Below are 12,486 nucleotides of genomic sequence, written 5' to 3' on the forward strand. Positions count from 1 at the left end.
GTCAGCCGATGACGTCGGCGAGGTCGTACCCGTCGACGGTGTCGAGCTGATCGTACGTGCACGAGCGCGCGTCGCGGTCGGGACGCCAGCGCTCGAACTGCACGGTGTGGCGGAAACGGGCTCCTTCGAGCTGGTCGTAGCGCACCTCGAGCACGAGCTCGGGGCGAAGCCGCACGAACGACACGTCCTTCGAGCCACTGAAACGCGAGCGCTCACCTTCGCCTGTGACAGCGTCGCCGTCGTCGTCGCGTTCCACGAGCGGCGCGAGTTCGTCGATGAGCTCCCTGCGCCGCGCGTCGCTCCATGCCGCGACGCCGCCGACCTGCCGCAGCGTGCCGTCGGAGTCGTACAGGCCGACGAGCAGCGAACCGACGCCGGAGCCCGACTTGTGGATGCGGTAGCCGAGGGCGACGACGTCGGCGGTGCGCGCGTGCTTGATCTTGATGAGAGTGCGCTTGCCCGGGGCGTACGGCTGATCGAGGGGCTTCGCGACGACGCCGTCGAGCCCTGCTCCTTCGAACTCCGCGAGCCAGCGCACGGCGGCGTCGCGGTCGCGGGTGGTGCGGGTGATGTGCAGCGGATGCTCGACATCGGCCATGAGCGACTCGAGGCGCGCGCGTCGCTCGGCGAACGGGGCGCTCAGTAGATCCTCGTCGCCGAGGGCGAGCAGATCGAACGCGATGAACATCGCCGGGGTCTCGTCGGCGAGCTTGGCGACCCGTGACGCGGCGGGGTGGATGCGCTGGCTCAGTGCCTCCCAGTCGAGGCGCTGCGCGCCGTCGGGTCCGGTGGCGACCACGATCTCGCCGTCGAGCAGGCAGGGTCCCGGCAGCACTCTGGGGATCGCCTCGACGAGCTCGGGAAAGTACCGGGTCAGAGGCTTCGCCCCGCGCGATCCGATCTCGACGGTCTCGCCGTCCCACGAGATCAGTCCGCGGAATCCGTCCCACTTCGGCTCGAACAGCAGCCCGCCCGTCGTCTTCGCGGGGTCGGGGACGGATGCTGCCGCCTTCGCCAGCATGGGGGAGGGGATGTCGTAGCGCATGGGTCCATCCTGGCGGTGCCAGCGCTGCGGCAGAAGGGGGTGTCGCTCGCGAACGTTCGTCAGGAGAAGAGGTCGTCGAGGGTCACGCGGGTGCCCGCATCCTTCAACGCGGTGCGTGCGGCGTGCCACCCTGCCATGCCGTTCACGCCGGGGCCGGGCGGCGTCGAGGCCGAGGCGAGGTACACGCCGCGCATCGGCGTGCGCCAGGGCGCGGGGCCGAGCACCGGCCTGCGCAGCGCCTGCGGGATCGTGAAGGCGCCGCCGAGGATGTCTCCGCCGATCTCCGACGGGTTGATCGCCTCGCGAGACGAGGCGGGTACCGAGTGGTGCGCCAGGATCAGGTCGCGGAATCCGGGGGCGAACCGCTCGACCTGACGGGTGATCAGCTCCGTCGCGTCGAGGTCGGAGTTCTGCGGCACATGGATGTAGGCCCACAGCACGGCTTTGCCCTCCGGTGCCCTGCTGGGGTCGAAGACCGACGGCTGCACGGTGAGCGCATACGGCCGATCGCTGATCCGGCCACGGGCGACCGCATTCTCGCTCTCCCAGACCTCGGCCGCGGTTCCGCCGATGTGCACGGTCGGCGACTGTGCGACATCCGGGTTCGTCCAGGGGATGGGGCCGTCGAGCGCGAAGTCGACCTTGGCGGCGGCCGGGCCGTAGCGGTACCCGCGGATCGCTCGCGCGTATCCGGCGGGGATGTCGGGGTGGGTGAGGGCCAGACGCGGCGAGGTGTTCAGCAGCAGCAGGTCGCCACGGGCGGGGTCGCCCCAGTCGAGCGCACTCAGGTCCGTGACGTGCGCGCCGGACTCGACGGACCCACCGTGCGCCTCGATGTCGGCAACCATGCTGTCGGCGATTCGCTGGGCTCCGCCGCGCGGGTACATCCATCCGCCGGCGTGCGCCTGTGCGGCCAGCAGCAGACCCGCCGCCGCCCCAGCGAGCGAGGGGAGAGGGGTGTTGGCGTGGGCCAGGACCCCCGACATCAGACCGGCAGCCTCGTCGGTGCGGAACGAGCGCCTGGCGAGCGGCGTGCCCTGGTCGAGCATCCGCAGTGCGAAGCGCAGCGCTGTGATCGGCTCGCGGGGAACACGGAGCATCTGGTTGCCCGTGAAGTCGACGACACCCTCGACGTGGGTGCTCAGCGGACGCAGCAGTGAGAGCCACGCCTGCTCGTCGACGCCGAGGCCCGCGGCGGTGCGCTCGATGTCGCGCCAGGCGATGCCGGCACGACCGTCGTCGAGAGGATGCGCGTACGAGATGTCGGGGGTGATCCACTCGATCCGCTCTGCGAGGCCGAAAGCCTGGAAGAAGGGCGACGACAGCGCTGCCGGATGCACGGCCGCGCAGACGTCGTGTCGGAAGCCGGGGAGCGTGGATTCGGCGGTGCGCACACCGCCGCCGATGGTGCTCGCCGCCTCGAGGACGCGCACCTCGTAGCCGGCGCGAGAGAGGGCCACGGCGGCGGCGAGGCCGTTCGGGCCGGAACCGATGATCGTCGCGCGTGCCATGCGGCCAGTCTTCCATGTCTGGGCGTGAGATCCTTGAGGAGATGAATGAAGTTCAGGGCCCGACCCCCACAGGCAACTCCCGTCCGTATCGCACCCTCGCGGAGGCGCTCCGCGCGCACCGCATCGCCGTCGAGAACCACGAGTTCATCACCGCGATCATGGATGCCGTCCGCATCTCCTCCTACATCGACCGAGGCCGCTACATCGAGGCGATCCGCCGTGGTGAGGGCGCGGCCCTGCACATCGGCAAGACCTACACCAACGGTTTCACGGAAGACGAGGTCGTCGTCATCGGCTCGACGCCCCTGCGTCTGCAGCCGAGCGAGGGCCGCGCACCGTTCTTCTACGTGACGCACCCGAGCGAGTTCCGCCCCATCGCGCCCGTCAAGGCCAAGCGGTCGACCACGCCGCGCGTCGCCGCGGCGCCGAAGGTGCAGCGGACCCCGAAGTTCGTCGAGCGCGACTACGGCGTGTGCGACGTCTGCTTCATGGTGAAGACGCCCGCCGGCGGCTGCGGCTGCGACTGATCGTCGTACCCGCCCGGCCGGTCAGGCGAAGGCGCTCATCCCGGTGATGTCGCGTCCGAGCAGCAGGGCCTGCACGCTCTCGGTGCCCTCGTAGGTGTGGATCGCCTCGATGTCGGCCATGTGCTGCATCACGCCGTTCTCGAGCAGGATGCCGTTGCCTCCGAGCAGGTCACGGGCGACGGACGCCACGCGCCGTGCGGCACGCGTGTTGTGGAACTTCGCCAGCGATGCCTGCGTGGGCCGGAGCTCGCCCGCGGTCTCGAGGTCGGCGAGGCGGCGGCAGTAGAGCTGCATCGCGGTGAGGTCCTCGAGCATGTGCGTGAGCCGCTCCTGCACCATCTGGAACTTCGCCAGCGGCTTGCCGAACTGGATGCGCTCCTTCGAGTAGGCGAGGGCGGCCTCGTAGCAGGCGGTCGCGTGACCGAGCGCGGACCAGGCCACGCCCGAGCGGGTCGCATAGAGCACGATCGAGGCGTCCTTGAAGCTCTTCGTCCTCGGCAGTACGGAGTTCAGCGGCACGCGCACGTCGTCGAAGACGATGTGCGCCTGGTGGATGGCGCGCAGCGACGCCTTGCCGCGGATCGGCGTCCCCGTGTATCCGGGTGTCTCCTGCTCGACGAGGAAGCAGCGCACGGCGCCGTGCTCTGCCGCGGTCTCGTCGTCGACGCGCGCCCACACGAAGGTGATGCCGCCGGAGGCGCCGTTGCCGATCCACTTCTTCGCGCCACGGATGACCCATTCGTCGCCGTCGCGCCTGGCCACCGTCTCGAGCGAGACGGAATCCGACCCATGGTCGGGCTCGGTGAGGGCGAAGGAGCCGAAGACCGAGCCGTCGGCGAGAGCGGTCAGCCACTTCTCCTGCTGCTCATCCGAACCGAAGAGCGCGAGGGTGCGCAGCGCCAGACCGCCCTGCACGGCGAGCACGGTGCCGAGCGACCCGTCGCCGCGCGAGATCTCCATGTTCACGAGGCCGGCGGCGAGGGGAGAGAGTCGGGTCAGCGACGGATGCTCGATGCCGTCGACGACGAGATCCATCTCGCCCATGCGGCGGGCGGCGTCGAGAGGGTACTCGGCGCGATCCCAGGCATCCGCCATCTGCGGCCCGACCTCGTCGATGTACGCCTTCGCGCGGTCCCAGGCCGAGCGGTCGGCGTCGGGGATGTCGGCGAAGACGGCGTAGTAGTCGCTGTCCTGTCGTCCGGTGACGTCGTACGACGAGACGCGCTCGCCGGGGAAGGGGGAGGCTGCGGTGCTCATGGTGACTCCTTCGTGGCACCAAGTATCGTACTCCTCGATACTCGGTTCCACGACTCCGGATGCGACGAAGCCCGCGCGCGGTCAGAGGACCTGCGAGTCAGGCGGGTTGCGCCTCGGTCGGGTGGCGAATCAGTCGAGTTGCGTGCGCAGGCGCCGGGTGACCTCGGCGATCGGCATCGAACGGGGGAACACCGCGACGACGACATCGTCCGGCGCCTCGGCGACTGCTTCGGAGGGCACGCCGTATCGGCGGCGGACATCGGCGAGGGCCGTCTGCAGCGTCGAGAGCGGCACCTTCTTCTTGCCGCGCAGCAGCTGGCGCAGAACGTGGTTGTGCACGGCGGTGACGAGGGCGGAGAATCCGACCGCATCCAGAGGATCGATGCCGGGAAGCGAACTGCGCAGGTAGTCGTCGAACAGCCGCTCGTAGCGGAACACGGTGATGATCTCGCGCTCACGGAGCACGGGCACCTGGCGGACGATCTGATAGCGGCGACGCGCGAGCTCCGGGTCGTGCGCGAAGTGGGCGAAGACCGACTCAGATGCCGCGCACACTGCACCCCAGGGATCGTCGTGCCCCTCGGCGAGGAATGACCGCAGCTGCTCGAGCAGCACCTCGTGGTCGGCGAAGACGACATCCTCTTTGCCGCCGAACTGGCGGAAGAATGTCGAACGCGAGACCCCCGCGGCCTTCGCGATCTGCTCGACGGAGGTCTGGTCGAAGCCCTGTGATGCGAAGAGCTCGAGTGCAGCGGCCACGACGCCGGTGCGCAGTTCTGCGGATTCGTGCATGGGACGAGCCTAGACCTCGGCTTCGAGCACCGCCGACGTTGCGTCTACGATGAGCGGGTATGCGTCCAGGGGGGATGAATGACGATGGTGCTGCGTAGATGGACTGCTCGGGTTGCCGCGGTGGTGTGTGTGCTGGGAGTCGTGCTGGTGCCGAGTGCGGCGGCGGCGCAGGACTTCTCGGGCGGTGGGCCGCTCTGGTACATGGATGCGATGAAGATTCAGGCGATCCATGACGCCGGGATCACGGGGGAGGGCGTGACGATCGCGGTGTTCGACGGCGCACTCAACCCGGAGATCGCGAACCTTCAGGGGGCCGAGGTAGAAGTGCGGCAGCTCGACGCCTGCCCGGATCCACTCGCGGCGGCGGCATCGGACTTCGAAGCACTCCGGCACGGCACGTCGGTCGCGTCGCTGATCGTCGGGAATGGCACTTCTGACAGCGGGGAGGGGCCCGTCGGAATCGCGCCTGGAGCCCGCATCCTCTACTACGGCTCGCTTCAGGAGGGATGCGAGGGAAATCCGTTCCCGGCAGCGCTCGACGACGCGGTCGCTCAGGGAGCAGACATCGTGACCATGTCCGGCGGTAACGGGCGACTGGTCGAAGAGCTCTCGCAGGAATCCGCCGACGGTGTAGCAGCCGCGCTGCGAGCTGGCGTCCTTGTGGTGGCGAGTCTCCCCAACGTGGACTCGGTGTGGGAAGGAGAGCTCGGGAAGATCAACGGCGTGGTGAACGTGGCCTCCGTGGATGCCACTGCTCAGGCGGCTAAGGCACGGGACGGCTCGGACATGATGAACGACGACGTCGATGTCGTGGCCCCGGGGGTCGACGTTGCTGGCGTGGGTTGGGATCGAACGTGGGGGATGTCCACATGGTCCGGCAACTCCGCAGCCACGCCCATCGTCGCTGGGCTCCTCGCGCTGGCGAAGGAGAAATGGCCGGACGCGACCGCATCACAGCTCCTGCAGTCCTTGATCCGCAACACGGGGTCTGCTCCTCATGAGCTGCAGTGGTCGAACACGTTCGGCCACGGGACGGTGAACGCGACCCGCCTGCTGGAGGAGGACCCGGCGCAGTATCCGGACGAGAACCCCCTGTTCACCGATGGACAGGCGCCGACACTCGACGAGGTCTACTCGGCGCCGGAGCCGTCTGCATCCGAGATGCCGGAGGCGCAGGCCGGCGCCGGGCCGCAAGTGCTGCCGTGGTTGCTTGCAGGTGGTGGGGTCGTCGTGGTCGTCGTGGCGGTGACTCTGATCGTCGTCCTTCGCGGAAGACGTGGACGTAGGGAAGTGGTTGGCGATGATGTTGCGTAGATGGACTGCTCGGGTTGCCGCGGTGGTGTGTGTGCTGGGAGTCGTGCTGGTGCCGAGTGCGGCGGTAGCGCAGGACTTCTCGGCTGGGGGTCCGCTCTGGTACGTGGATGCGATGAAGATCCAGGCGATCCATGATGCCGGGATCACGGGGGAGGGCGTGACGATCGCTGTGCTCGACGCTGGCATCAGCCCGGATGTCGCAACACTTCGGGGCGCTGACATCGAGGTGCGGCAGCTTGCGCAGTGCCCTGATCCGGTCGCATCGGTGCCGACGGCGTTCGAGGCGTCGAGCCACGGTACTTCCGTCACGTCGCTGATCGTCGGGAACGGGTCGTCCGACAGCGGCAGCGGCCCGGTCGGAATCGCCCCCGGTGCGCGGATCCTTTACTACGGTGCGCTCCAGGCTTCCTGCGACGGCAACGCCTTCCCGGCTGCGGTCGCCGACGCGATCGCCGAGGGGGCTGACATCGTCTCGATGTCCGGAGGAAACACGCGTCTGGCGGATGAACTGTCCCAGCCTGCCGCCGACGCTGTGGCCGAGGCCTTGCGAGGGGGCGTGCTGGTCGTGGCCGGCCTGCCGAACGCCGACTCCGTGTGGGAGGGCGAGCTCGGCGAAGTCAACGGCGTCGTGAACGTCGCTTCAGTGGACGCCATGGCGCACGCGGCCACACGACGCGACGGCTCACCCATGACGAACGACGACGTCGACATCGTCGCTCCGGGGGTCGACCTGGCGGGACTCGGATGGGACAGGACCTGGGGGATGTCGACATGGTCGGGGAATTCTGCCGCCACCCCCATCGTCGCTGGGCTACTGGCGCTCGCGAAAGAGAAGTGGCCGGACGCCACCGCATCCCAGCTCCTGCAGTCGCTGATCCGGAACACGGGATCGACCCCGCATGAGCTCGAATGGACCAGAACCTTCGGCCACGGGATCGCGAATGCGACCCGGTTGGTGCAGGAGGACCCAGCGCAGTATCCGGACGAGAATCCCCTGTTCACCGACGGCCAGTCGCCGACGTTCGACGAGGTCTATTCGGCGCCGGAGCCGTCTGCATCCGAGGCGCCGAATGCGCAGGCCAACGCCGGGCCGGGAGTGCTGCCGTGGGCGCTCGCAGGTGGTGGGGCGGTCGTGGTCGTCGTGGCGGTGACGCTCATCCTCGTCATCCGCAGAAGACGCGGACGTGGTGTCGCGACGGGCAGTCGCGACATGCTCGGCTGACCCCGTCGCCATACCGATATGCGCTCCCGGCGGCCTTGGGGCCGCCGGGAGCTTTCAGTTCGAGGTAGTAGGCTGGGCGACTGGTCGATGTCTCGACATCGAGAGAATTACCAGACAGCAGCCCAGTGAAGGAACCACAGTGGATCTGTACGAGTACCAGGCACGAGACGTTTTCGAGAAGTACGGAGTGCCGGTCCTCGCCGGCATCGTCGCCGACACCCCTGAGGAGGTGAAGGCAGCCGCTGAGAAGATCGGCGGCGTCGTCGTCGTCAAGGCCCAGGTCAAGACCGGTGGTCGTGGCAAGGCCGGCGGCGTCAAGGTCGCGAAGACCCCCGAAGAGGCTTACGAGGCCGCGAAGGCGATCCTCGGTCTCGACATCAAGGGCCACATCGTCAAGCGCGTCATGGTCGCGCAGGGTGCGCGCATCGCCGAGGAGTTCTACTTCTCCGTGCTGCTCGATCGTGCCAACCGTTCTTACCTGAGCCTCTGCTCGGTCGAGGGCGGCATGGAGATCGAAGAGCTCGCGGTCGAGCGTCCCGAGGCGCTCGCGCGCGTCGAGGTCAACCCGCTGACGGGTATCGACAAGCAGAAGGCGGTCGAGATCGCTCGCGCCGCCAACTTCCCCGAAGACCTGATCGAGAAGGTCTCCGACGTCTTCGTCAAGCTCTTCGACGTCTACAAGGGCGAGGACGCGACTCTCGTCGAGGTCAACCCGCTGGTCCGCACCGAAGACGGCGACATCATCGCCCTCGACGGCAAGGTCACGCTCGACGACAACGCCTCCGAGATCCGTCACCCGGAGCACGAGGCGCTCGAAGACAAGGACGCAGCCGACCCGCTCGAGGCCAAGGCCAAGAAGAGCGGCCTGAACTACGTCAAGCTCGACGGCGAGGTCGGAATCATCGGCAACGGTGCAGGACTCGTCATGTCGACGCTCGACGTCGTCGCCTACGCCGGTGAGAACCACAACGGCGTCAAGCCCGCCAACTTCCTCGACATCGGCGGCGGCGCCTCGGCTGAGGTCATGGCCGCAGGCCTCGACGTCATCCTCGGCGACCCGCAGGTCAAGAGCGTGTTCGTCAACGTCTTCGGCGGCATCACGGCGTGCGACGCCGTCGCCAACGGAATCAAGGGCGCTCTCGAGACCCTCGGCAGCGCGGCCTCCAAGCCGCTCGTCGTGCGCCTCGACGGCAACCGCGTCGACGAGGGTCGCGCGATCCTCGCCGAGTACGCGCACCCGCTCGTCACGCTCGCCAGCACCATGGACGAGGGCGCCGACAAGGCCGCCGAACTCGCCAACGCCTGATCGCAGAGAGACACAAGGACTAGAGAAATGTCGATCTACCTCAACAAGGACTCCAAGGTCATCGTCCAGGGCATCACCGGCGGCGAGGGCACCAAGCACACGGCACTCATGCTGAAGGCCGGCACCCAGGTCGTCGGTGGCGTGAACGCCCGCAAGGCCGGCACCACGGTCTCGCACACCGACAAGGACGGCAACGCCGTCGAGCTCCCCGTCTTCGCCTCGGTCGCCGAGGCCATGAAGGAGACCGGCGCAGACGTGTCGATCGCCTTCGTGCCGGGCGCGTTCACGAAGGACGCGATGATCGAGGCCATCGACGCCGAGATCCCGCTGCTCGTCGTCATCACGGAGGGCGTCCCCGTGGGCGACTCGGCCGAGGCATGGGCCTACGCGCAGAGCAAGGGCAACACGACCCGCATCATCGGACCGAACTGCCCCGGCATCATCACCCCCGGTGAGGCGCTCGTCGGCATCACGCCGGCGAACATCACGGGCAAGGGCCCGATCGGCCTCGTGTCGAAGTCGGGCACCCTGACGTACCAGATGATGTTCGAGCTGCGCGACCTGGGCTTCTCGACCGCCATCGGCATCGGCGGCGACCCCGTCATCGGCACGACGCACATCGACGCGCTCGCCGCGTTCGAGGCCGACCCCGAGACCAAGGCGATCGTGATGATCGGTGAGATCGGCGGCGACGCCGAGGAGCGCGCGGCCGACTACATCAAGGCGCACGTCACCAAGCCGGTCGTCGGCTACGTCGCGGGCTTCACGGCTCCCGAAGGCAAGACCATGGGTCACGCCGGTGCGATCGTCTCCGGCTCCGCCGGTACCGCTCAGGCGAAGAAGGAGGCCCTCGAGGCCGCCGGTGTCAAGGTCGGCAAGACGCCGTCCGAGACCGCCGCTCTGATGCGTGAGATCGTCGAGTCGCTCTAAGCGCTATACTCGAAGAGAAGGCCCTGGACTCCACTCCGGGGCCTTCTTTCATGCCCGGCCGGAGTTCTCGCCGAGTCGCTCCCACATCGCCGCGACGTGCCGTGAGTCCGTCCCGCAGCATCCTCCGATGACCCGCACCGACGGCATCCGCTCGAAGAGCGCGGCCACACGCTCGGCCAGCTCGACCGGGTCGCCGTCGTCGAGGGTCTCGGACTCGTCGAGCTCTGCGTGCGACAGGCGGGAGGCGTTGGGGCGGATGCCGACGATCCGCCGAGCCGTCTCGGCATCCACCGCACGATCGAAGTGGTCGGGATGGGCGCAGTTGAGGAAGTAGGCCTCCGGGGCGTCCGTCGCATCGACCTCCGCGATCGTGTCGGCGAGAGTGCGACCCGACGCGAGCAGCCCGTCGGTCTCGACCGTGAACGAGATCTCGACCTCCACGCCGGCCTCACGCGCGGCGCGGACGACACCGCGCGCCTCCGCCGCGTCGTTGAGGGTGTACGCCGCGATCACATCCACTCCCGCCTCAGCGAGAGCCCGCACCTGGGCGCGGTGGTAACGGTAGGCGTCGTCGGGCCCCGTCGCGGGGTCCCACGCGCCCGAACGGTAGCCGTCGCCCCGAGGGCCGAGCAGGCCCACGATCCGCACCGCAGGCAGACCGGATTCATCAGCGATCTGCTGCAGCAGCCTCACCGCCTCGACGTTGACCCGGCGCAGCGCATCGGCGTCGTACCCGAGCCGAGCGCCCCAGTCGGCGCTGGCTCGCCAGGTGGGCGTCTCGAGGCGCAGCGGAGCATCGTGCGCCCGGGCGATGTCGACGTACCGGCGGTAGTACTCCCGCAGAAGTCTGCGGCCGTCATCCTGATCGACCAGCACGAAAGCGGCGAAGTCGGGAAGATCGATGCCGTGGTGGAAGATCAGATCGGTCTCGAGGCCGCCGTCGGTGACGTATCGGCCTGCGACAGTGGACGCGGACATCGGTGCCTGCTCTCCTCGGGTGCTTCCGGTCTAGCACTGCGCGAGGGGCGGCGCCACGGGTCCCGCACACGACAGAGGGGCGGATGCAGCTCGCATCCGCCCCTCTGTCGTCTGGTCGTCGCTCAGGCGACGCCGAACAGCGCTTCGATCGGCCCGCGGGCGAAGAAGATCACGAAGCCGACACCGACCGCCCAGAGCAGCGGGTGGATGGTCTTGGCGCGTCCGGAGAACGCGTTCACGACGATCCAGCTGATGAAGCCCGCCCCGATGCCGTTGGCGATCGAGTAGGTCATCGGCATGACGGTGGCGGTGAGGAACACCGGCAGCAGCACACGGAAGTCGCTCAGATCGATGTTCTTGATCTGCGCGAGCATGAGCGCACCGACCAGCACGAGAGCGGCGGCTGCGACAGCACCCGGGACGAGCGAGGTGAGCGGCGTGAAGAACATCGCGACGAGGAACATGGCACCCGTGATGACGGTCGCGAAGCCCGTGCGCGCGCCCTCGCCGATGCCGGCGCCGGACTCGACGAACACGGTCGCCGACGACGATGAGGTGCCACCACCGGCGATCGCGCCGATGCCCTCGACGATCAGGGCCGACTTGATGCGGGGGAAGTCGCCCTTCTCGTCGGCCAGGTCGGCCTCCTTCGCCAGGCCCGTCATGGTGCCCATCGCGTCGAAGAAGTTCGAGAACAGCAGGGTGAAGACGAACATCACGAGGGCGACGACGCTGACCTTCTGCAGGTCGAATCCGAAGTCGACCTGACCGATGAGGCTGAGATCGGGAAGCCCGACGATCGCGCCGGTGAAGCCGAAGTCGAGACCGAACGGCCAGATCAGGTTCGCGATCGCGCCGAGCACGGTTCCGCCGACGAGAGCGATGAGGATCGCGCCCTTCACGCGCAGCGCGGTGAGCACTCCGCCGAGCAGAAGGGTGATCACGAAGAGCAGGGTGGGGATCGAGGCGACCGAGCCGCCGATGCCGAGGTCGACGGGCGGCGACGCGTTGCCGGTGGCGGTGACGAAGCCGGCGTTCACGAAGCCGATGAAGGCGATGAACAGGCCGATGCCGACGGTGATCGCCAGCTTGAGCTGCACGGGCACGGCGTCGAAGATCATCTTCCGCAGCCCGGTGGCCGCGAGGAGGACGATGATCACACCGTTGATCATCACGAGGGCCATGGCCTCGGGCCAGGTCACCGTGCCGACCACCGAGAATGCGATGAATGCGTTGATGCCGAGGCCTGCGGCGAAGGCGAACGGCAGGCGGGTGATCAGACCGAACAGGATCGTCATCACACCGGCGGTCAGCGCGGTGGCGGCGGCCACGGCGGTGCCGGCGAGGGTGTTGCCGTCGACGTCGGGCGTCGACAGGATGATCGGGTTGAGGATCACGATGTAGGCCATCGTGACGAAGGTCACCAGACCCCCTCGGATCTCGGTGCCGATCGTGGATCCGCGCTTGCTGATCTCGAAGAAGCGGTCCAAGGAACTCGTGGGTTCGGCCTTGGACGTGGTGGGGGACGGGGCAGTTGTCATCGGGAAACCTCCGCAGGAGACGATATCGTGTCGCTCGCACCGCGCGCGCCCCCAGGCGTCCAC

The 12,486-nt window shown here is 68.3% G+C and carries 11 protein-coding genes; 5 read left to right on the forward strand and 6 right to left on the reverse strand.

The window, feature by feature from the left end; all coding sequences use genetic code 11:
* Position 1: 1 nt before the first annotated feature.
* Both JOF42_RS07240 and JOF42_RS07245 read right to left on the reverse strand, forming a co-directional pair.
* Positions 2–1,045: an ATP-dependent DNA ligase gene (locus JOF42_RS07240; RefSeq protein ID WP_210097243.1), complete on the reverse strand. Its 1,044-nt coding sequence runs from the start codon at positions 1,043–1,045 to the stop codon at positions 2–4.
* A 59-nt stretch (positions 1,046–1,104) separates the two neighbouring features.
* Complete coding sequence (locus tag JOF42_RS07245; RefSeq protein ID WP_210097244.1) at positions 1,105–2,556, reverse strand: phytoene desaturase family protein; 1,452 nt, start codon at positions 2,554–2,556, stop codon at positions 1,105–1,107.
* Positions 2,557–2,597: 41 nt separating this feature from the next.
* Here JOF42_RS07245 and JOF42_RS07250 point away from each other — a divergent pair, with 41 nt between their 5' ends.
* Positions 2,598–3,083 (forward strand): hypothetical protein, encoded by a 486-nt coding sequence (locus JOF42_RS07250; RefSeq protein ID WP_210097245.1) that lies wholly within the window; start codon positions 2,598–2,600, stop codon positions 3,081–3,083.
* 21 nt (positions 3,084–3,104) lie between these two features.
* On the opposite strand, the gene JOF42_RS07255 is transcribed toward JOF42_RS07250, so the two are convergent.
* Positions 3,105–4,340, reverse strand: a complete 1,236-nt coding sequence (locus JOF42_RS07255) for an acyl-CoA dehydrogenase family protein (RefSeq protein ID WP_210097246.1) — start codon at positions 4,338–4,340, stop codon at positions 3,105–3,107.
* Between the two features lie 129 nt (positions 4,341–4,469).
* Complete coding sequence (locus JOF42_RS07260) at positions 4,470–5,132, reverse strand: TetR/AcrR family transcriptional regulator (RefSeq protein WP_056508423.1); 663 nt, start codon at positions 5,130–5,132, stop codon at positions 4,470–4,472.
* A gap of 78 nt (positions 5,133–5,210) precedes the next feature.
* Here JOF42_RS07260 and JOF42_RS07265 point away from each other — a divergent pair, with 78 nt between their 5' ends.
* From JOF42_RS07265 to sucD, 4 genes are all read left to right on the forward strand, one after another.
* Positions 5,211–6,446 (forward strand): S8 family peptidase, encoded by a 1,236-nt coding sequence (locus tag JOF42_RS07265; RefSeq protein WP_210097247.1) that lies wholly within the window; start codon positions 5,211–5,213, stop codon positions 6,444–6,446.
* A 22-nt stretch (positions 6,447–6,468) separates the two neighbouring features.
* A complete protein-coding gene (locus JOF42_RS07270; RefSeq protein ID WP_210097248.1) occupies positions 6,469–7,668 on the forward strand; it encodes a S8 family peptidase in 1,200 nt (399 codons plus the stop codon).
* Positions 7,669–7,807: 139 nt separating this feature from the next.
* Positions 7,808–8,974, forward strand: a complete 1,167-nt coding sequence (gene sucC / locus JOF42_RS07275) for an ADP-forming succinate--CoA ligase subunit beta (protein WP_210097249.1) — start codon at positions 7,808–7,810, stop codon at positions 8,972–8,974.
* Between the two features lie 27 nt (positions 8,975–9,001).
* Positions 9,002–9,904 carry a succinate--CoA ligase subunit alpha gene (gene sucD / locus JOF42_RS07280; RefSeq protein WP_056309120.1) on the forward strand — a complete coding sequence of 301 codons (903 nt, stop codon included), beginning with the start codon at positions 9,002–9,004 and terminating at the stop codon, positions 9,902–9,904.
* Between the two features lie 48 nt (positions 9,905–9,952).
* Here sucD and JOF42_RS07285 read toward each other — a convergent pair whose 3' ends face one another.
* Positions 9,953–10,882 (reverse strand): homocysteine S-methyltransferase family protein, encoded by a 930-nt coding sequence (locus JOF42_RS07285; protein ID WP_210097250.1) that lies wholly within the window; start codon positions 10,880–10,882, stop codon positions 9,953–9,955.
* Positions 10,883–11,004: 122 nt separating this feature from the next.
* A complete protein-coding gene (locus tag JOF42_RS07290) occupies positions 11,005–12,423 on the reverse strand; it encodes an NCS2 family permease (protein ID WP_210097251.1) in 1,419 nt (472 codons plus the stop codon).
* Positions 12,424–12,486 lie beyond the last annotated feature (63 nt).

Source organism: Microbacterium phyllosphaerae, assembly GCF_017876435.1.
GTDB lineage: Bacteria > Actinomycetota > Actinomycetes > Actinomycetales > Microbacteriaceae > Microbacterium > Microbacterium phyllosphaerae.